This window comes from Patescibacteria group bacterium (assembly GCA_041650995.1).
In the GTDB taxonomy this organism is placed as follows: Bacteria; Patescibacteriota; Patescibacteriia; order XYB2-FULL-38-15; family XYB2-FULL-38-15; genus JAHIRI01.
This window is the reverse complement of record JBAZJZ010000001.1, coordinates 378489-397238: the sequence shown is the minus strand read 5'-3', so window position 1 is coordinate 397238 and position 18750 is coordinate 378489. Positions and strand designations below refer to the sequence as shown.

Below are 18750 nucleotides of genomic sequence, written 5' to 3'. Positions count from 1 at the left end.
CAACTAACGACCAACACTTTATTGTTCGTCGCGAGCTGTCTGTCGTTTGTCAAAAATATGGAAAATTGTTGTTGGCCATCGTGGAAAAACAACAAAGTTTTCGCGGTGTTTGTCTCGCTCGTGATACTCGGATTTTTGGTATTTTTAGGGACGCTCGTCGCGAACAATCTAAAGAGCTACCAATACATCGGTAAACCGACGGCGGAGCGAGACACAATTGCCATTTCCGGCGAAGGGAAAGTTACCGGCATCCCGGATATTGCTACGATTAGCGTGGGGCTGCAGACCGAAAAACCTGACGTGAAGAGTGCCCAAAAAGAAAATACTGATAAAATGAACAGGCTTATCACGAATTTAAAAAATTTAGGAGTGGAGAGTAAAGATATCCAAACAAGTTATTACAATATTTATCCTCAGTATGATTGGCCGAACGGAAAACAGATTTTACGAGGTTACCAAGTGAGCCAGGGCGTTACGGTAAAAATTAGAAATTTGACAAAAATTGGAGACATTTTGGCGGCAGCTGGTGAAAATGGCGCGAATCAAGTGAGCGGCTTATCTTTCAATATTGATGACCCTGAAGCTTTGCGGCAAGAAGCGAGAGTGAAGGCTTTAGAAAACGCGAAAGAAAAAGCAGACGCCTTGGCGCGCGTGGCTGGCGTGGATCTTGGAAAAATAGTATCTTTTAGCGAATACACGTCAACTCCATATTCGGCGTATAAATCATTTGACGCACTTGGTTATGGCGGAGGGGGTGAAGAAGCAGTTGCGCCTACCGTAGAAAGCGGCAGCATGGATATTGTCGTGAATGTGACTGTGAGTTACGAGATAAAATAGATTGAAAAGTTAAAGTTCCAGAAAGTTAAAGTTCCAGATTTAAGATTTAATTTATGGCTAAAAATAATAAAAAGCCAATCGTTTTAGTTATTCTCGATGGTTGGGGAATCGCGCCGCCAGGCCCTGGCAATGCCGTGACGTTGGCCAAGACGCCGACCATGTCAGCGCTTTGGAAAGAATTTCCCCACACCCTTCTTTTGGCGCACGGAAAAAATGTTGGATTGCCTCACAATCAGGAGGGAAACTCGGAGGCGGGCCATATGAACTTGTCTGCCGGTTGGGTTGTTAAGCAAGATGCGGTTTATATTAATGAAAGTATTAAAGATGGGACATTCTTTAAAAATACCGCTTTCCTTGAAGCCATAAAATATGCAGAAAAGTATCAGAGTAAAGTTCACGTAATGGGCTTATTATCAAATGGCGAGAGCGCTCATTCTTCCCCAGGTCATCTTTACGCTGTGTTAGATTTATTGAGTCGGCACGAAATAAAAAAAGTTTTCTTGCATCTTTTTACCGATGGCCGCGATTCTTCGCGTTTCGCCGCGATCAGATTGTTGCCAAAATTAAAAACGCATTTTCATAATGGCGAAAAGATCGCATCAATTATGGGGCGTTTTTATGCCATGGATCGCATTAAGCGATGGCCGAGAATTGAAGCGGCTTACAACGCAATGGTCGCGGGCGAGGGAGCGACGGCGGAATCGGCCGAAGCGGCGATTTCTTCCGCATACAATCGCGGCGAGACAGATGAATTTATTATACCTACGGTTATTACAAATGATCATAAGCCCGTCGCGACAATAGGTGATAATGATGTGATAATTTTCTTTAATTTACGTTCAGACAGAGCGAGAGAAATCACAAAAACCTTTGTGCAAAAAGATTTTACGGGGAAAAATCCAGGTTCGTTCAAAAGAAAAAAAATTCCTAAAAATATTATTTTCGCGGCGATGACGGACTTTGGTCCGGATCTTCCTTATCTTTTGACAGCTTATCCGTCTCGTAATATTTTAAGCGCCCTACCGGCGGTTCTTCGCGATAAAAAACAAATTTACATTGCTGAAGCAGAAAAATATGCGCACGTCACGTATTTTTTTAATGGCGGTAACGCTGACGCGCTTTACGGCGAAGAACGCATCAGAATCCCGTCGCTTGCAACACCGCATTACGAAGATAGGCCGGAAATGAACGCGGAAAAAGTAGTCACAGAAGTTAGGAGGCACATTGACAGCGGACAATATGATTTTATAGTGGTGAATTTTTGTAATCCCGACATGATTGGCCACACGGGAAATTTGTTCGCTGGAATTCGGGCGGTGCAGACGGTTGATAAATGTGTTGGTAAAATTATCCGGGGTGTTTGGAGAAAAGAAGGAACAACGATTGTTACTGCTGATCACGGGAATGTTGAGGAAATGGTAAACTTAAAAAGTGGAGAAGTTGATACTGAACATTCTGTAAATCCGGTGCCTTTTATTGTGGTTGGGCCTAGTTTTAAAAATTTAAGGAGAAAGGTTTTACCAAAAGGAGTTTTGGCAAATGTCGCGCCGACCGTTCTTGATATAATGGATGTAACAACCCCGAGAGAAATGACAAAAAAAAGTCTGCTTTTATAAATTAATTTATTTTTTAATTTTGATATGCGTCCAAAACCAGTAATGCTTGCTATTTTAGACGGGTGGGGGATTGCCCCGGAAGGAAAGGGTAATGCCGTTGCCGGAGCAGAAACGCCAAATATTGATAAATTAATCGCCACGTATCCCGCGATGACGCTTCGGGCATCAGGAGAAGAAGTTGGCCTTTCTTGGGGAGAGATGGGAACTTCGGAAGTTGGACATTTAAATATCGGGACTGGGAGAATTTTTTATCAGACACTTCCCCGAATCAATAAGGCAATTAGCGATTGTTCTTTTTTCCGCAATAAGGTTTTGCGTGACGCCGCCGCTCATGTTAAAAAAAATAAATCGAGTCTTCACTTGATGGGTCTCGTGAGCAATGGTCGTGTCCATACGACAATTGAACACCTTTACGCATTACTAAAATTTGCCAAAGAACAAAAAATAAAAAATGTTTTTATCCATTGTTTTTTGGATGGGCGGGATACAATTTACAATAGCGGGTTGGATTTTATTGAAAAATTGCAGGGAAAAATAAAAGAGTGCGGCGTGGGAAAAATTGCTACAATTTCTGGACGTTTTTATGCGATGGATCGCGATAATCGTTGGGATAGGACGGAAAAAGCTTACCGCGCTATTGCCGAGGGAAAAAGCGAGGAATATTTTTCTGATCCATTAGAAGCAATAAAAAAATCATACGCGAAAAAAGTTTATGATGAAGAGTTTGTTCCAGTCGTAATTTTGGAGAGAAAAAAACCCGTAGCCACGATTTCGGAAAATGACGCAATGATTTTTTTCAATTATCGTGCCGACCGCGCAAGGCAGATGACTAAAACTTTTGTCATTCCCGATTTTGATAAATTTGGAAGAGATAATTTCCCCCCGAAATTATTTTTTGCCACGATGACGGAATACGAAGCCGGCTTGCCGGTTGAAGTAATTTTTCCGCCGGAAGAAATAAAAGTATGTTTGGCAAAAGTGTTAAGCGAGGCCGGATTAAAACAACTCCACATTGCCGAAACGGAAAAATACGCCCACGTGACGTTCTTTTTTAATGGTATGAAGGAAGAGGAGTTTCCCGGGGAAGACCGGATAATTGTCCCTTCGCCGCACGTCGCTTCTTATGCCGAGAAGCCGGAAATGTCCGCCAAAATTATTACCGAAAAATTAGTCAAAGAGATAATGTCGCGAAAATATGATTTTATTGTAGTGAATTTCGCGAATGCCGATATGGTCGGACATACGGGAAATTATAAAGCAACGGTGGAGGCCGTGGAGACAGTGGATAAATGTATCGGTCAGCTGGCAGATATCATTCTGCCCATGGGTGGGGTACTCGCGCTTACCGCGGATCACGGCAACGCGGAAGAAATTGTTAATTTGCAAACCGAAGAAATGGATAAAGAGCATAGCACAAACCCCGTGCCATTTATTCTGGCCGGGCGAGAATTGAAAGATCGGGTCGGCGCGGCTTGTCCTCCGGGGACAGATCTTAGTTTAATGTCTCCGGTCGGAGTTTTAGCCGATATTGCCCCAACAATTTTGAAAATAATGAACATTGATCAACCAGAGGAGATGACTGGCACAACGTTAATTTAAATAAAATTTATGTTATGTGGCATAGTTTAGAAATAAAAGAAGTACTAACTAAATTGAATGTTTCAGAGGATGGTTTGGATAAAACGGAAGCAGCACAAAGATTAGAAAAAATTGGACCAAATAAATTACCTGAAGAAAAAAAATTAACGCAGCTTCAGATTTTTTTTAATCAGTTTAAAAGCCCCTTAGTTTATATTTTGTTAGTTGCGGCGATCATTACTATTTTTTTGGATGAATTTATTGATACGGGAGTGATCTTGGCCGCTGTTTTATTAAATACAATCGTAGGATTTTTTCAAGAAGTGAAGGCTGAAAAAACTATTGAGCGTTTAAGGATGATGATTGAACATAAGGCAAGAGTAATAAGAAATGGGAAGGAAATGGAGATCAATGCAGAGGAGTTAGTGCCGGGTGACATTATTTTAGTTGAAGCGGGAGATAAAATCACGGCAGACGCTAGGTTAGTGGAAGCTCATAATTTGCAAATTATTGAGGCTCCCCTAACCGGTGAATCAGCGCCATCAAATAAAGACGTAAAAATTTTAGCCGCAGGAACTGTTTTGGCGGATAGGGAAAATATAGTTTATATGGGAACTAATGTGGTCCGTGGGCGAGGGAAGGCGGTCGTGATAGAAACTGGCGTTCGGACAGAGCTGGGAAAGATTGCTTTGATGGTAAAAGAGGCGGGAGAAGAAAAGACTCCGCTCCAAAAACAGTTATCAAAATTTAGCAAATGGCTTGCGGTGGTTTTTTCTGTGTTGTGTCTATGCATTTTTTTATTTGGAATTGTCCAGGGTAGGCCGTTTATTGAAATATTTTTAACGGCGGTAGCTGTGGCGGTAGCGGCTATCCCAGAGGGTTTGCTTGTTGCTCTTACTGTAATTTTAGCGATTGGCATGCAGAGGATTCTCAAGGAAAGGGCACTTGTCAGAAAATTAGTCGCCGCAGAAACGTTGGGTAGTGTTTCGGTAATTTGTTCGGATAAAACAGGAACTATCACGCTTGGAAAAATGATGGTGGATCATATTTTTACTGAAAGTAAAAGCGAGAAATCAAGAATTAGGGTTTTAGAGATTGGTCTTTTGTGTAATAACGCAGTTATTCAAAATCCAGAAGAAGAATTAGAAAATTTAGTTATTTTAGGTGATGCCACGGAACAAGCGTTGCTTTTAGCGGCTCTTCAAACCGGTTTGCGGAAAGAAGAAATTGAAAAACAAAAACCAAGAATTGATGAAATTCCTTTTGATGAAGAAAAAAAATATATGGCGACGTTACACGCCGTCGGAAATTCAAAAGTTATTTTTATAAAGGGGGCGCCGGAAGTGGTATTAGAAATGTCTGGGTGGTTGGAGGTTAACGGCGAAAAAGAAAAATTCAGCGGGGATAGAATTAAAAATTTTGAGAAAGAAATTGATGATTTAACTCAAAAAGGACTTAGGCTTTTGGCTGTTGCCTACAAGGAAGATGGAAATCTCGAGGAATTAAAAGATTTGGTTTTAGTTGGTTTGGTCGCCCTGAAAGATCCTTTACGGCAAGAGGCAAGAGACACAATGGAGGCGTGCAAAAAAGCTGGGATTAGACCGATTCTTATCACTGGTGATCATAGATTGACTGCAAAAACGATTGCCCAAGAAATCGGCTTGCCGGCGGGGGAAGAGAATATCTTAGAAGGCAAGGATTTAGATAAAATGAATGATGAAAAGTTTAATTCAATATTGAGGCAAGTTAATGTTTATGCTCGCGTTCTGCCGCAACATAAAATGAGAATTATTGAAGCGTGGCAGAAAAAGGGTGAAGTGGTCGCTATGACTGGCGACGGAGTAAACGACGCTCCGGCCCTCAAAAAAGCAGACATAGGAGTTGCGCTTGGCTCTGGAACAGAGGTAGCAAAAGAAGTTTCGGATATGGTTCTTTTGGATGATAATTTTGCTACTATTGTCAAAGCAGTTAAGCAAGGGCGGGCAATTTTTGAAAATATCAGAAAAGTTATTACATACCTTTTGTCTGATAGTTTTACGGAGATGATTTTGGTTGGTGGAAGTTTGCTTTTGGGGCTGCCATTGCCGGTTTTGGCGGCGCAAATTCTTTGGGTTAATTTAATTGAAGATGGTTTGCCGTCCATTGCTCTTTCTTTTGAGCCAGAAGAAAGAGGATTGATGCGGGAAAAACCGAGAAAAAAGACAGAAAATATTTTAAATGCGGAAATGAAAATTATAATTTTTGTTATAGGAATTTTTACAGATCTGTTACTTTTTGGTTTATTTTATTATTTTTGGGAAATATACCAAGACATTGAATATACAAGGACGATTGTATTCGTGGGGCTTGGGATTAATTCATTATTTTATGTTTGGAGTTGCAGAAGTTTAAGGTTTTCTCTTTGGCACATGAACCCTTTTAAAAATAAATTTTTAAATATTTCTGTGATTTTTGGTTTTTTAATGTTTTTCATCGCACTTTATGTTCCTTTTTTTCAAAAAGTTTTGAGAACTGTGCCATTAGGTATCCGCGACTGGGGAATTATATTATTCTTGGGATTGATAAATCTTTTGTTGATTGAGTTAGTAAAATTTATTTTTATCACTAGACATAAAAAAGAGATGAGAATTTTAAATAATTCTTCAGTTAATTAAATTTTTTTATGCCTGAGTTGCCAGAAGTAGAAACAATAAGAAGACAATTACTTGCTAAAATAAAAGGTAAAAAAATAAAATCCGTTGAAGTGAGGCTGGCGAGAATGGTCAATGTGCCAGTAAGGGAATTTAGAAAAAATATTATTGGAGCGAGTATTACGGATTTAAGAAGGCGAGCTAAAATTTTAATTTTAGATTTGTCCAATAGTCGGAGTATTGTAATTCATTTAAAAATGACGGGGCAGCTGATTTATAATGGAAAAGAGGGGATTGGTAAGCCGCATATTATTTATACTTTTTCCGACGACCATGAATTGAAACATTATGATTTTCGTCTTTTCGGTTACGCGAAGTTAATGGAAACGTACGAGGTAAAAAATTTTTTAGATAAAGAAAATTACGGGCCAGAAATTCTTGATCAAAAATTTTCCGTGGAAGATTTTAAAAATTTGCTAGGGAAAAAACCGAACGCAAAAATAAAACCGCTTTTGATGGATCAGAAATTCATCGCCGGCATCGGAAATATTTACGCGCAAGAAGCGTGTTTTTGCGCCAAAATTTTGCCAGGAAGAAAGGTTTCTACTTTGACTGCGTCGGAAATTAAAAATCTTTATTTTTGCCTTAGAAAAATTCTTTCCGCGGCGATCGCGCGAGGTGGTTCATCGGTTGACTCTTATGTCAACGCCCTGGGAGAAAAAGGTAGCTACATGCCCTTTCTAAAAATTTACGGCCGCGGAGGAGAGTCGTGCATCAGTTGCAAGGGGAAAGTAAAAACAATTAAATTGGCCGGGCGGGGGACGAGCTTTTGTCCCGGTTGCCAAAAATAAATTGATTATGGATTTTTATTTATTCCAACTTATAAACAATCTGGCAGGGAGATGGTGGCCGTTGGATTTTTTCGGAATTTTTTGCGCTGAATATTTAATTTTTGCCATGGCTTTTGTGATTATCGCCTGGACGATTTTTAATAAAAATAATCGGCGCGCGGACACGATTATAATTTTAGAAATTATTTTGGCGGCATTTTTCAGTTATCTTATAAAAATTATAATTAATTTAATTTATTTCCGGCCGCGCCCGTTTTCCGTTCATGACGTAAATTTGTTGATAGGGAAAATATCCGACGGATCATTTCCTTCGGCACATACATTTTTGTCTTTTGTTATGGCGTTTGGAATTTATTTTTATAACAGAAAATTGGGTGCCGTTTTAATAATTTTGGCGGCGTTTGTCAGCGTTTCAAGGGTTTATGTTGGAGTGCATTATCCATTAGATATTTTGGGTGGAATAATTTTGGCGGGGCTCGCGGCTTATGCGGTAAATAAAATTAATTGGAAAAAAATATTTAAAATATGAAAATCGTAATTAGGGCAGGAGGATCGGGGACAAGGCTTTGGCCGGCATCGCGCGAAAATAACCCAAAACAATTTCAGGCTTTGGTTGGGGAAAATACTCTTATCCGCGACACAGTAAATCGCGTAAAACCGCTTCTTAAAAATAAAGAAGATCTTTTTATTTCTTTAAATCAAAAAATGATCCGCAGGTTGAAGAAGGAAATAGGGGAGTTGCCGGTTAAAAATATGATTTTGGAATCGGCGGGGCGAAATACCGGGCCGGCGATGTGTCTTGAAAGTTGTGTTTTAGCGCGTCGTTTTGGAGAAAATGCAATTGTTGCGAGTTTACCCTCTGATGATTATATTTCCAATGCCGCGTCTTTTCGCGCGATGCTTCAGGCAGCGGAAAGATTTTTAGAAAAAAATCCTGACTATATAGTAACGCCGGGGGCGAAACCAACTTGTCCGGACGCGGGATACAGTTATATAAAAATCGGGGAAAAAATAGGAGGAGAAAAAAGAGCGCGAATTTTTAAAGTTGGTGGTTGGGTTGAAAAACCAGATATTAATTATTGTAAAAAATTGATTAAGTCAGGAAAATATTTTTATCATACCGGAATGTATGTTTGGAAGTTAAAAACCATTCTTGATTTATTTAGAAAATTTCAGCCAAAAATGTATGATGTTTGTGAAAAATTGGCAGCCGGAGGAAGTTCAAAAAATTATGTTAAACTAGAAAAAATTTCCGTTGAAACGGCGATTACAAATCGAGCGCCGAAAATTGCTGTTGCTGTTTCGGAAAAATTTACTTGGAGTGATTTGGGAAAATGGCAGATTATTTCGAAAATGCTTCCTGGCGACAAAAATGGAAATGTGACAAGGGGAAAAGTTATTTCAATTGACACAAAGAATTGTTTGGTTTATAGTCCGGATAATAAGTTAGTCGCGGCAGTCGGTTTAAGTGATCTCGTGATTGTTTTGACTGAAGATGCGTTGCTTGTTTGTTCGAAAGGCAGAGCGGGAGAGGTTAAAAAAATTGTAGATGGATTAGAGAAAAAGAGATTAAAAAAATATTTATAGCAATTATGCCCCGTTAGAAGTCCTCCGCGAAAAAATTTTTTTAAATTTTTTCTTAACATCTAACCGGGTTTAGGCAAAAAATAATTTAATTTGTTTTAAAAAGTTCTGCTCTGGAGTGGCAGACTTCTAACGGGGTATGAAAAAAATTGTTTTTTTGGTAATTCTTATTGTTTTGGTCACTTTTAGTTGGTTTATTTTTGTGTCTCCATCCGAGGATACCGCGGAAAAAATTTTTGTTATTGAAAAGGGCGAGGGGGTTAATGAAATAAGCCAACATTTGAAAGAACAAAATTTTATTAAAAATAAATTTGTTTTTGAAACTTACGTTTGGTTAAAAAAAGTTCAAAGCGATTTTAAGGCCGGCGAACATAAACTGCGGCAGAATATGAGGGTTTGGGAAATTGTTCCAGTCTTAACTTCTGCCGGTGAAACAAACGAACGCGACATAAAGATTCTCGAGGGCTGGAACAACACGGAAATCGCAAATTATTTAGAACGAGAAGGCGTGGTTTCTAAAGATATTTTTTTGGCAACAGCAGATAATTATGAATCAGGAATTAAGAATTACGAATTTTTGAGTGATCGGCCGGCTGGCGCGACGCTTGAAGGATATTTATTCCCGGATACATATAGGATTTATAGAGAATTTCCGGCAGAATTTTTAAACGGTGAGGATGAAGGAATTGCCGTTGCTAAACATATCATCAAAAAAATGTTGGATAATTTTGATAAAAAATTATCGGCCGATCTCCGAGCGGAAATTGCTAAACAGAAAAAAAATATTTTTGAAATTTTAACGATGGCGTCAATCATTGAAAAAGAGGCGAGGGGAGAAGATATGGCTATGGTCGCTGATATATTTTGGCGGAGAATTGATGAAGGAATTGCCCTCCAGTCCGATGCTACGGTAAATTACGCAACCGGAAAATACGAAACTCAGCCGAGCCTTGATGATTTAAAAATTGATTCGCCACATAATACTTACAAATATCGCGGTTTGCCCGCGGGGCCGATCGGAAATCCCGGGCTAGAAGCAATTCGGGCGGCAATTTATCCCAAGGCAAACGACTATTGGTATTTTTTGCACGCGAAAGATGGTCAGACAATTTATAGCATAAATTTTGAAGAACACAAAGAAAATAAGGCGAAATATTTACAATAACAAAGGCAACAACTAAAATAATTTTTAACAAAAGGGCGACGGTTATTGACAAAAGTCGTCTTTTTTGTTAATTTCCGATTAAGGGGGTGGTCATCCGAATCATTTCTAAAAAAGGAGGTAAGGAAATGGGCGGCCTTTCAGGAAGACAAGTCAGGAAAATTCTCGCGCGAGAGTTTCCGGAAATCAACTGCGAAATTCGTCGGGCGATAGAGATCGCCTTTTCGCACCTCGTAAATCGCCTGTCCCTTGTCCGTTTCGCACCGCCGTTGGATTACTTGCTGTTCGTCGATCCGGAGCTTACTACGCGGTGTCTCGTTCGTCTTGTTTGCGCGGATATTCAGGCTGGCGGCAATGCTCCAATTTATCTCCGAGTTAAGCCAATTGAGGGCGGAGTGGGCGGAGATGAAGGATGGGTTGAGATCGAATTTCGGGAATGGCCTTCCAAAATCTAGTTCGGCGGATATTTCATCTGCCGGATTTTTTTACTCATTTTTAAAAATATGATAGAATATATAAAAAGATCTATCCACAAGCGTATGGCTGAAGGAAAAAATTTATCCACACGAGAGAAAATTTTAAAAGCAGAGGAGGCTTATAAAAAGTTCTCTGATATTATGTTTAAATTATCGCGCCGCCAGAGGGCGGTTTTGGAAAAGGCAATAAAAAAGATAGAGGCAGAGCAGATAGAAAAAATACGCAAAAATTTAAATTTAAATTAATTTTTTAAAATTATGTCACCCAGAGAATTTGAATCAGATGAAACATTAGAAAAATATAAAAAAGCAGAGGCTAAAACAGAAGCTGAAAAACCGAGCGAGATTCGCGCGGAAGAGCAAAAGGAATTTGAAGCGGTCCGTAAGGAAAAAAAGTTAAAAAAACCAGGATCTGTTTCTAGATTTTTCAATCAATTTGGCATTGGGAAATATTGGGAGAGAATGAATGATTATTTTGAGCAGGAAGAGAAAATGGAAAAAGAAGAGGCGGAAAGGGAGGCGAGTAAGGAAACCGCGGAGGATATTGAAGCCGCTGCCAAAACAGAAGTTAGTGACGTAAAAGCTAAAGGGCAGGAAATTCCTAAAAAAATTTTAGAAAGCGCGGCGCGCGCCGGTGCGAGCGTGGAAGAGGCCGCGCCGACCATTGCGGAAGCCAAAGCAGAAGAGGCAGCAATTGAACAAGAAGCGGAAGCAGCGAAGACGGGTTTAATTGAAGATGTAGAAATTCTTGAACAAAAACCGTTGCTCGAGGAAATATCCGAAAAGATAAAAACGAAGTATGAAAAAGCTTCATTAAAAGAGGTTGATAAGAGAATTAAATTTTTAGAAGATCAGATGCGGGCGCAAGACGTCCGTCACGAAGAGATTGAACAGGGTTTAAAAAGTGGAAAGTTTTTTAAATCGGATAAACTCAAGGACGAGCAAGAAAAGATGGAAGAAACGCGTAGTGTAATTAAGGCGGAAAGGGATAGTTTGTTTAAGGTGAAAGAAGAAAAAATGAAAATGGTTGACCTCCCGCCAGGTGAAGAATTTGAGGCAATAGACAAAGAGCACGAAGAAAAATTGCCTCCCTCCATAGAGAAAATTAAACCGGTTGAGGTTTTGGCCGAGGAAGTTATTGAATCGGCCGAAGAAGAAATGGAAAAAGCAAAAGTTGAACCAGTTTCCCTTGTTAAAAGAAAAAAAGCGAAAAGGGAATTGCCGTCGGTCGAGGAAGAAGAACTTGAAGCAATACCGGCGCAGGAATTTTTGGGTGATTCTGGCTTTAAGATCGGCGATAAGGTTGTAGTGGTAGATGATTCAGGTAAGTTGGATTCCGGTTGGGCGGTTGTGAATTTTGGTAAAAATAAAGAAACAATGCTTCTCGGCAAAACGGATAAGGACGGAGAACCAATATTTAAAAATGTTGATTTAAATGCGTTAAAGAAATGGCAAAAAATTGGGAAAACAGAGGCGGCTGGAGATGAATGGCTTGAAAAAGGCGCCGCAGCAAGCCGCGCCAGGGAAGAGCGCATCAAGACGAAAATTGAAGGTCTCCGTGAAAAAGGGAAAAGGATAAGAGCGCAGAAGGGAAGGGCGAGGGTTGAGGCGGCGTTTAAAATAGCAGAGCCGGAAGAAAAGAAACCTAAAGCTAAAAAAACAAAGGCCGCCTAGGGGATCTTGCCAAAATTTGGAATTTATGTTATTATTTAGTGTTAAGAAATTAATTTTTTGAATATGTTTAGAGAAGGTGAAGTTCCGCCGGAAGTCGCGGCGGAATACGAAAAAATGGGAGGAGAAAAAAATATGGAACAAAAACACGAAGGCGCTGCCGCCGCAGCGGAAAGAGAAACTGACGTTGGTAGTTTGCTTGCTGGGGTAATGAGTCCAGAAGATTTTGTGAAGTCGGTTTTGGATAGAGAAGGAGGGGATCCTAAGAGATTAGAAATGGCTACTCTTAGTATCAAAGAATTTTGGCTCAAGCAACTTGACGAGGGAACACTTACTCCGGAAAAATTTGAAGAAGGGGTTTATGGTGCTGCGATGAGAATGTTGAAAGTAAAAGAAATGTCGCGTGAAGAGCAAGAAAAGGAAGACATTCGCAGAGAAAGAATTAAGAACGCCCTGGGAAAAAGAGCTGCTTAAATTTAAAAATAAAAAAAGAAGCATCCTCGTGAAGCGGGGATGCTTTTCGTTTTGCCTCCTTTCTTACTGCTGAGAGAGTCTGACCAAACGCAGGAGCTTTGCTAGCTTCCCGCGGCAACAGCTTTCTGCCCTCTGGTTCTCGGAAGGAGAACCGCTGAGGAGAGTTTCGAAGTCTTCGTAAGATTCGCGTTGGAACGTCTGCATGGCCTTGAGGATCTCACACTCCAGTTGAGCGCGGATTTCCCGGTCGTTCCACTCGCGAGTGGCTTGTAGGTAGGAGTTGACGGTGATCGTGGGCAACCGGCCCTTCTCCCTCATCTTTTCGATCGTGCCGAGCATCACCCAGATGTAGGAGAGAAAAGAGATGTTTTCCCAGGCCAGGGCAAGTTCCGTCTCGCCGAAAATACCGGCCAAGTCGTCCCGCGTTTCCTCGAGCCAGTCGGCCACGGCGGATTCTTCCATCCGCAAGGCAGCGACCAGACGCTCAAACTGATTTTGAACGGGATTTTGGCGCTTGTCGGCGCTCGTGGTTTCCATGGAATTCTCCTTTCCGGGGAACAATGAATCTTAATTTAATTTTTATTTTTTGTCAAGGGTAAAATAAAAAAATAAAAAAAGAGGCTTGCCGTGTCGGTGCCTCTTTGCTATTCCTCCCTTTTCAGTCTGGTTTTCGGTCCAGTTCGATTTGAACCATCCGGAGAATCATGGCGAAGATGCGTTCGGTCCGCTTCTTGATGTCAGGTGACCGGACTACTGCATTTAGCGCTGTCCTGAAACCAAACTCGATGATGCAGCGAAAACGGTCGAAGTCCTCGCTGTTTAGCACGTCGGAAGGCGCTTCGTGCAGTTCGGTCCAGACCCTTTCGGCTGACTCGGCCGGGATCAGTGGTAGTTGTCCGAGCAGTTCTGTGACCATTCGCAGACCTTCGAACAATGACCACATTGCCTCCAGGAAATCATATTTGGAGTAGGTCGTTTCTACTCTGAAAACCCTGAGGATGACTCGCCAGATTTCGGGATTTTCCCGCTCGTATTCTTGGAGGCGTCCGCCAATTTCCGCTTTCCGCTTTTCCCTGTCGAGCAGCATCGTTCCGTCTTCCATTTTTCCCCTCCTTTCCGGATTTTAAATTTAAAATATTATTTGATTTTTGTCAAACATGATTTTGTGATATAATTTCAGAAAGATACTTTAAATAATAATTAAAGTTTATGAAACTTTGGGGAAAAGTAGACTGGTTAATGGTTTTGTTTATTATTACGATTTTTGCGGTGGGAATTTATATGGCACCGAATATGCCCGATCGAGTGCCGACACACTGGAATATAAGAGGAGAAGTTGATGGCTGGGGTTCAAAATATATCAATTTATTTTTAATGCCGACAATTGCTCTCGCGGCGTATCTTTTAATGTCTTTTTTGCCGGCGATTGATCCGTTCCGGAAAAATTATGAAAAATTTGCCAAGCCGTATTTATATTTTAAAATTTTCTTGGCGTTCTTCTTTATTTATTTAGAAATATTTTTGCTTTATTCTTCAATACGTTTTAGTCCGCCACAGGGAAGCTTGATGTTTGCGATTCCTTTTTCCCTGCTTTTATGTTTTATTGGATGGATATTGCCGCAGCTTAAAAGAAATTTTTTTATTGGCATCAAGACGCCGTGGACCCTCGTTTCTGACGAAAATTGGAAAAAGACGCACGATTTCGGCGGCAAGGTATTTATTTTTGCCGGCGTGGCGAGCTTGGTCGCCGCTTTTTTTGGCAGCATGGTAAGTTTTATTGTTTTAATTGGTAGTGTGGTTATCACCACGATTATCACAATAGGTTATAGTTATTTAATGTATAGAAAGGAGAAAAAATAGTATGGCTAAAGAAAATTTTACCGCCGATGAGGCGAAAAAAATCGGAGAAGAGTTGGGCATCGATTGGAGTAAATTTGATATCGAGCAGTTTAGAAGAGGAATGGATGTTGAATTGGAGCATGGTGCGCGTGATTTGCACACCAATGTCACGAACGATGACGCGCTTATGACAGGAAAAATCGCCCTAGCCCATTTAAATGAATTTTCGGATTATTACACAAGATTGGACAAAATGGAAAAGGAAGCAGACGAATTTTGGGGAAAAGTAGAATAAAGATTTTAAAATAAAAACACGACCCGGGTACTGGGGTCGTGTTTTTATGTTTTTATTTTTTTATTGCACTGTTATAGAGTAGTCATTGCTATAGAAGACGCATCCGCCGCCTCCATTATAAGCACAAACGCGGAAGTGATATGTGCCGGCTTCTTTCATGTCCCAGACATAACTTCCTTTCAAGTCCGGTGAAGAGAGGTAAACATATTCATTTCCGGGATAAACAGGATTTGGTTCTGTGGATTTCACCAATTTATATCCGTACGGGGAATTTCCAGAAAGTGCCCAAGAGAGAGCAACAATTTTTCCTGTTTTTATCCAGCCGGTCAAAGACAATGTCCCGTAAATTTCGTTGTTTGTCGCGCTGCTTGATTTTGCAGTGATTTTTAAATCATTACTGTATGTGCCGCAAGCCCCGCCTTCATAAACGCAGACTCTGAAATGCCAGGTTTTTCCATCATTGATTTGCCAGAGATAGCTTCTGACATCGGGATTTAGGTAAACCGCCGAGTTGCCAGGATAAGTCGGGTAAGCCGTGAGCGATTTTACCAGTTTAAATCCTTTTGGCGCGGTAATTCCCGAAAGCGACCAAGAAAGATGCACGCCGTCAGAATCAGCCCAACCCTTGAGATAAAGAGGGGAGGCTTGGACTGCTTCGCCTTTTCTTGTGACAGTAATTTTTTTGGTGGTAGCGTTTCCCGAGTCATCTTTTGCTTTTACTTCAACTGTATTCGCGCCGACTTTCAAATCAATAATTTTTTCAAATGATCCGTCTTTGTTTTCCGCCAAGGTGCCATTCACAAAAACTTTTGCTCCGGTCTCGGTCGTGCCGCGTACAGCGACGCGAACCAACTCTGTTGTGATTCCGTCTAAAGGTTCAGAGATATTTATTTCTGGCGCTGTGGTATCGGATAAAACTCCGAGAGGATAAGATTTTTCACTATCCTCTTGGCGGTTCCAGGCATAAAATCCGTCTTGCGCAGTTTCTTCTTTTGGCAGAGGAACTTTTTTTGCAGTGTCTTCAATCGGTTTTGTCATATCAACAATTAATTCTTCGCCCTCACTGACTTCTTTTTCCAGGGTTTCGTCATTTTTTATAATTTTTACTTTTACTTTACTTTCCACCACCTTAACGATAACTTTTTTCTCGCCCTTTTTAACCCAGTTTGATTTTTCCGTGGCTACGCCGAAAGCCGTGCCAAGCGCCGTTGTTTCCGCGCCGCCGGATTTTACTTTATAAGTTAAGCCTGAAGTTTTATTAACGCGGCTATAAGTTTCGCCGACCACTTGCGCGACAGAAATATTTTTATTATTGACTTCTTCTAAAATTACGTGAGTGTTTTCGTCGAGCCGTAGGGCGCTGCCTTCATCAAATTCTAAAACTGCCTTGCTGTTTTCACCCGTTCTAAGCTGCGACTGACCGGATAAGGTGGCCCCGACAGCAACCTCTTGCCAGTCACTGCCATTCCAGGTTTCAACTTGTCCGTCAGCGATCGATAAATGTGCCGCGAGAGCTCCGTTAAAAATTCCACCCGTTCCGGCCGGGCCGCGAGTGAAATAAATTCCGAGCGCCAAGGCGACCACTACTACGGCCGCACCAGCCCACGCGAGAGTGGCTCGCTTTAAATTAAAGGGCAGAGTCATAAGTTTTTCCTTTCTTCCGTCTTGGGTTCTGGCCTGCTCCTTTATTAGATTTTGAGCAGTTGCCTTGGAACCGACAAGATTAAAATATTTATGATAAAAATTTTCCCTGATGCGATTTTTTTCCGTTTCGGAAACAAAAATTTCTCCTGGCCGCGCGAGCCGCGCATTTTGGATTTTCTCTGCCAGGGCGTAGAGCATTTTTTCTTCAGCATTAAGCTCGGCTGGTTTTTTTTCTTCCCAGGCCGTGATCAATTTTTTTGATTTTCTATTTAAAAATTGAAACATGTTTGTTAAAAATTGATTTCTAAAAATTCAGGATTGCCGATCAGATGTTTTTTCATTAAACGAAGCGCGCGGTGAACTCTTACAGCTACGGCATTTTTTTGACAACCGACGATATCCGCGATCTCGTCATTACTTAACTCTTCAAAAAATTTTAAAGATAAAACCGTCTGGTATTTTTCGGGAAGGTTTCCCATGGTTTTTCTGAGGAGTACTTTTTTTTCATCTTGTATAAGTCCGGATACAGCTCCCACTTCCGCGCGGTCAGGTTTTGGTTCGTATATTTCTACGGCATCTGTTAGAATCTCTTTCTTTTTGCGGCTCCAGTCAATTAAAGTATTTCGCGCAATTCTAAAAAGCCAGGCGGCAAAAGGAACGCCTCGGTCGTTAAATTTAGAAATATTAGCCAGGGCTTTGGCAAAAACTTCGGACGTCAAATCTTCGGCCAGTTCTTTCTGGCCGGTGCGATTTAGGAGAAAACCGTAGATTTTGGGGAGATAATGGTTGTATAGCTCCTCAAAAGCGGCAGCGTTTTCCTTGGCTTTTTTGATTAATTGTCGCTCTAATTCGTAATCCATATGGTTCCTTTTATCTTAAAACGGGCTTATTCGGAAAAAATTTCATCTGTCTCTATTTTTTATTTATTGACGCCAAAAGTCAATAGCGGTAAAATTAAAAAGGAGTTAATAAATAAATCACAAATTTATGGGAATGGGCATTATTATTCGTTGGTTAATTTATGCCGTGGCGATTATGCTTTTAACCTACATTGTACCGGGCATTTCCGTGAAAAATTTTTATTCAGCCCTTATTGCGGCGCTCATTTTGGGTCTTGTCAATGCCGTAATCAGGCCCCTCTTGATCCTTTTGACCTTGCCGGTAAATATTCTAACCCTCGGACTTTTTACGTTAGTAATTAATGCGTTGATGTTATGGTTTGTCGCTTCAATCGTTAAAGGTTTTGATGTTAGAAATTTCGCCGCCGCGTTTTTGGGAGCTCTGGTTTTATGGGTGGTCGGGTGGATTACAAACGCGCTAACAAAATAATTAGTAATTAAATAATAAAATTATGAAAAAATTTATTTTGGGAGTTTCAATTTTGGCGACAATGACTCTTCTCGGGGCGGGGTGCGCTTGGTTTCCGGCTGAAAGGGAAGAGGCAACGAACGTGCCGTCGGCAAATGTCAACGAAGAGGTGTCGGCTGAAAACGTTAACGCGGCCGCGGACCCGACCACTGGTTGGAAAATATATAGAGATGTTCCATGGGCAATTGAAATGAAATATCCAGCGAAATACAAAACAATTTCTGACACTTACGGCTGGCCGCATGCCTTAATTCATTTTATTGAAGCGGTCCCTGGCACGCAGTCTTACCGGGCTCAGATTGAAACCTGGGATACAGAGGGAGAATTTCGCGCAACTTATGGAAGAGATCCGGCCTACATCGTGGAACATCCAAACGGTAGAGATTGGGTGACAGTTGATTATAATTCAGATTTGGGGGATCCAGACGTGATTGAAGAATGGGAATTTATAATTTCCACTTTCCGTTTTACTGCAGTGCCGTAAATTATAAAATTTTAAATTTAATATCTAATTATGCCCGACATAGATTCAATTTGGGAAGAATTGCTTGCGCGCTTTGATTATGTTGTACCTGAAAGTCGTGAAGCCTTTATTGAAGAAGCCGAGGCTGTGATTGGTGAACTTACCGAGTTTGGTAAAATTTCACCAGAAGAGGATATAAAAGCGATCACTGAAGCACTTGAGGTGAGATGGGATGATTATCTTAAAGAGAAAAAGGTTTAAG

21 protein-coding genes are annotated in these 18750 nt (G+C 40.8%); 17 read left to right on the top strand and 4 right to left on the bottom strand.

What is annotated here, in order from left to right:
• The first annotated feature begins 57 nt into the window (after positions 1 to 57).
• From WC445_02255 to WC445_02200, 12 genes are all read left to right on the top strand, one after another.
• Positions 58 to 837 carry an SIMPL domain-containing protein gene (locus WC445_02255; GenBank protein MFA5128771.1) on the top strand — a complete coding sequence of 260 codons (780 nt, stop codon included), beginning with the start codon at positions 58 to 60 and terminating at the stop codon, positions 835 to 837.
• Between the two features lie 53 nt (positions 838 to 890).
• Positions 891 to 2453 (top strand): 2,3-bisphosphoglycerate-independent phosphoglycerate mutase, encoded by a 1563-nt coding sequence (gene gpmI, locus WC445_02250; GenBank protein ID MFA5128770.1) that lies wholly within the window; start codon positions 891 to 893, stop codon positions 2451 to 2453.
• A 24-nt stretch (positions 2454 to 2477) separates the two neighbouring features.
• The gene (gene gpmI / locus WC445_02245) at positions 2478 to 4052 is read left to right on the top strand and encodes a 2,3-bisphosphoglycerate-independent phosphoglycerate mutase (protein ID MFA5128769.1); all 1575 of its coding nucleotides are present in this window, start codon (positions 2478 to 2480) and stop codon (positions 4050 to 4052) included.
• Between the two features lie 14 nt (positions 4053 to 4066).
• Positions 4067 to 6685, top strand: coding sequence for an HAD-IC family P-type ATPase (locus WC445_02240; GenBank protein ID MFA5128768.1), 2619 nt, complete (start codon positions 4067 to 4069; stop codon positions 6683 to 6685).
• 8 nt (positions 6686 to 6693) lie between these two features.
• Positions 6694 to 7512, top strand: coding sequence for a bifunctional DNA-formamidopyrimidine glycosylase/DNA-(apurinic or apyrimidinic site) lyase (gene mutM / locus WC445_02235; protein MFA5128767.1), 819 nt, complete (start codon positions 6694 to 6696; stop codon positions 7510 to 7512).
• 7 nt (positions 7513 to 7519) lie between these two features.
• Entirely contained in the window at positions 7520 to 8041 is a 522-nt protein-coding gene (locus WC445_02230) for a phosphatase PAP2 family protein (GenBank protein ID MFA5128766.1), read from the top strand.
• Positions 8038 to 9099, top strand: coding sequence for a sugar phosphate nucleotidyltransferase (locus WC445_02225; protein MFA5128765.1), 1062 nt, complete (start codon positions 8038 to 8040; stop codon positions 9097 to 9099). The genes WC445_02230 and WC445_02225 overlap by 4 nt, the downstream gene beginning before the upstream one ends.
• A 136-nt stretch (positions 9100 to 9235) precedes the next feature.
• Positions 9236 to 10261 (top strand): endolytic transglycosylase MltG, encoded by a 1026-nt coding sequence (mltG, locus tag WC445_02220; protein MFA5128764.1) that lies wholly within the window; start codon positions 9236 to 9238, stop codon positions 10259 to 10261.
• A gap of 125 nt (positions 10262 to 10386) precedes the next feature.
• Positions 10387 to 10713: a hypothetical protein gene (locus WC445_02215; GenBank protein MFA5128763.1), complete on the top strand. Its 327-nt coding sequence runs from the start codon at positions 10387 to 10389 to the stop codon at positions 10711 to 10713.
• A gap of 48 nt (positions 10714 to 10761) precedes the next feature.
• On the top strand, positions 10762 to 10980 hold the full coding sequence (locus WC445_02210; GenBank protein MFA5128762.1) for a hypothetical protein: 219 nt from the start codon (positions 10762 to 10764) through the stop codon (positions 10978 to 10980).
• A 12-nt stretch (positions 10981 to 10992) separates the two neighbouring features.
• Positions 10993 to 12408, top strand: coding sequence for a hypothetical protein (locus tag WC445_02205; protein ID MFA5128761.1), 1416 nt, complete (start codon positions 10993 to 10995; stop codon positions 12406 to 12408).
• Between the two features lie 63 nt (positions 12409 to 12471).
• Positions 12472 to 12879 (top strand): hypothetical protein, encoded by a 408-nt coding sequence (locus WC445_02200; GenBank protein MFA5128760.1) that lies wholly within the window; start codon positions 12472 to 12474, stop codon positions 12877 to 12879.
• A gap of 63 nt (positions 12880 to 12942) precedes the next feature.
• Here WC445_02200 and WC445_02195 read toward each other — a convergent pair whose 3' ends face one another.
• Both WC445_02195 and WC445_02190 read right to left on the bottom strand, forming a co-directional pair.
• Positions 12943 to 13416 (bottom strand): hypothetical protein, encoded by a 474-nt coding sequence (locus WC445_02195; protein MFA5128759.1) that lies wholly within the window; start codon positions 13414 to 13416, stop codon positions 12943 to 12945.
• Between the two features lie 121 nt (positions 13417 to 13537).
• The gene (locus WC445_02190; GenBank protein MFA5128758.1) at positions 13538 to 13981 is read right to left on the bottom strand and encodes a hypothetical protein; all 444 of its coding nucleotides are present in this window, start codon (positions 13979 to 13981) and stop codon (positions 13538 to 13540) included.
• 107 nt (positions 13982 to 14088) lie between these two features.
• On the opposite strand from WC445_02190, the gene WC445_02185 reads away from it, so the two are divergent.
• The gene (locus WC445_02185; protein ID MFA5128757.1) at positions 14089 to 14739 is read left to right on the top strand and encodes an SdpI family protein; all 651 of its coding nucleotides are present in this window, start codon (positions 14089 to 14091) and stop codon (positions 14737 to 14739) included.
• 1 nt (position 14740) lies between these two features.
• A complete protein-coding gene (locus WC445_02180) occupies positions 14741 to 15013 on the top strand; it encodes a DUF5661 family protein (GenBank protein ID MFA5128756.1) in 273 nt (90 codons plus the stop codon).
• A 60-nt stretch (positions 15014 to 15073) separates the two neighbouring features.
• Here the strand turns inward: WC445_02180 and WC445_02175 are convergent, their stop codons facing one another.
• The gene (locus WC445_02175; GenBank protein ID MFA5128755.1) at positions 15074 to 16942 is read right to left on the bottom strand and encodes a FecR domain-containing protein; all 1869 of its coding nucleotides are present in this window, start codon (positions 16940 to 16942) and stop codon (positions 15074 to 15076) included.
• A gap of 5 nt (positions 16943 to 16947) precedes the next feature.
• Complete coding sequence (locus WC445_02170; protein MFA5128754.1) at positions 16948 to 17517, bottom strand: RNA polymerase sigma factor; 570 nt, start codon at positions 17515 to 17517, stop codon at positions 16948 to 16950.
• Between the two features lie 133 nt (positions 17518 to 17650).
• On the opposite strand from WC445_02170, the gene WC445_02165 reads away from it, so the two are divergent.
• The 3 genes from WC445_02165 to WC445_02155 are packed head-to-tail and all read left to right on the top strand — an operon-like array spanning position 17651 to position 18749.
• Positions 17651 to 17986, top strand: a complete 336-nt coding sequence (locus tag WC445_02165; GenBank protein ID MFA5128753.1) for a phage holin family protein — start codon at positions 17651 to 17653, stop codon at positions 17984 to 17986.
• A 22-nt stretch (positions 17987 to 18008) separates the two neighbouring features.
• Positions 18009 to 18509: a hypothetical protein gene (locus WC445_02160; protein ID MFA5128752.1), complete on the top strand. Its 501-nt coding sequence runs from the start codon at positions 18009 to 18011 to the stop codon at positions 18507 to 18509.
• Positions 18510 to 18539: 30 nt separating this feature from the next.
• A complete protein-coding gene (locus tag WC445_02155) occupies positions 18540 to 18749 on the top strand; it encodes a hypothetical protein (GenBank protein MFA5128751.1) in 210 nt (69 codons plus the stop codon).
• Position 18750 lies beyond the last annotated feature (1 nt).

Bases quoted from the DNA above. Each gene is read 5' to 3' on its own strand.
- mltG (MFA5128764.1), top strand. From the start codon at position 9,236: ATGAAAAAAATTGTTTTTTTGGTAATTCTTATTGTTTTGGTCACTTTT.
- WC445_02185 (MFA5128757.1), top strand. From the start codon at position 14,089: ATGAAACTTTGGGGAAAAGTAGACTGGTTAATGGTTTTGTTTATTATT.
- WC445_02180 (MFA5128756.1), top strand. From the start codon at position 14,741: ATGGCTAAAGAAAATTTTACCGCCGATGAGGCGAAAAAAATCGGAGAA.
- WC445_02205 (MFA5128761.1), top strand. From the start codon at position 10,993: ATGTCACCCAGAGAATTTGAATCAGATGAAACATTAGAAAAATATAAA.
- WC445_02195 (MFA5128759.1), bottom strand. From the start codon at position 13,416: ATGGAAACCACGAGCGCCGACAAGCGCCAAAATCCCGTTCAAAATCAG.
- WC445_02175 (MFA5128755.1), bottom strand. From the start codon at position 16,942: ATGTTTCAATTTTTAAATAGAAAATCAAAAAAATTGATCACGGCCTGG.
- WC445_02200 (MFA5128760.1), top strand. From the start codon at position 12,472: ATGTTTAGAGAAGGTGAAGTTCCGCCGGAAGTCGCGGCGGAATACGAA.
- WC445_02190 (MFA5128758.1), bottom strand. From the start codon at position 13,981: ATGGAAGACGGAACGATGCTGCTCGACAGGGAAAAGCGGAAAGCGGAA.
- WC445_02155 (MFA5128751.1), top strand. From the start codon at position 18,540: ATGCCCGACATAGATTCAATTTGGGAAGAATTGCTTGCGCGCTTTGAT.
- WC445_02160 (MFA5128752.1), top strand. From the start codon at position 18,009: ATGAAAAAATTTATTTTGGGAGTTTCAATTTTGGCGACAATGACTCTT.
- WC445_02255 (MFA5128771.1), top strand. From the start codon at position 58: ATGGAAAATTGTTGTTGGCCATCGTGGAAAAACAACAAAGTTTTCGCG.
- WC445_02165 (MFA5128753.1), top strand. From the start codon at position 17,651: ATGGGCATTATTATTCGTTGGTTAATTTATGCCGTGGCGATTATGCTT.
- gpmI (MFA5128769.1), top strand. From the start codon at position 2,478: ATGCGTCCAAAACCAGTAATGCTTGCTATTTTAGACGGGTGGGGGATT.
- WC445_02230 (MFA5128766.1), top strand. From the start codon at position 7,520: ATGGATTTTTATTTATTCCAACTTATAAACAATCTGGCAGGGAGATGG.
- WC445_02240 (MFA5128768.1), top strand. From the start codon at position 4,067: ATGTGGCATAGTTTAGAAATAAAAGAAGTACTAACTAAATTGAATGTT.
- WC445_02210 (MFA5128762.1), top strand. From the start codon at position 10,762: ATGATAGAATATATAAAAAGATCTATCCACAAGCGTATGGCTGAAGGA.
- WC445_02170 (MFA5128754.1), bottom strand. From the start codon at position 17,517: ATGGATTACGAATTAGAGCGACAATTAATCAAAAAAGCCAAGGAAAAC.
- gpmI (MFA5128770.1), top strand. From the start codon at position 891: ATGGCTAAAAATAATAAAAAGCCAATCGTTTTAGTTATTCTCGATGGT.
- WC445_02215 (MFA5128763.1), top strand. From the start codon at position 10,387: ATGGGCGGCCTTTCAGGAAGACAAGTCAGGAAAATTCTCGCGCGAGAG.
- WC445_02225 (MFA5128765.1), top strand. From the start codon at position 8,038: ATGAAAATCGTAATTAGGGCAGGAGGATCGGGGACAAGGCTTTGGCCG.
- mutM (MFA5128767.1), top strand. From the start codon at position 6,694: ATGCCTGAGTTGCCAGAAGTAGAAACAATAAGAAGACAATTACTTGCT.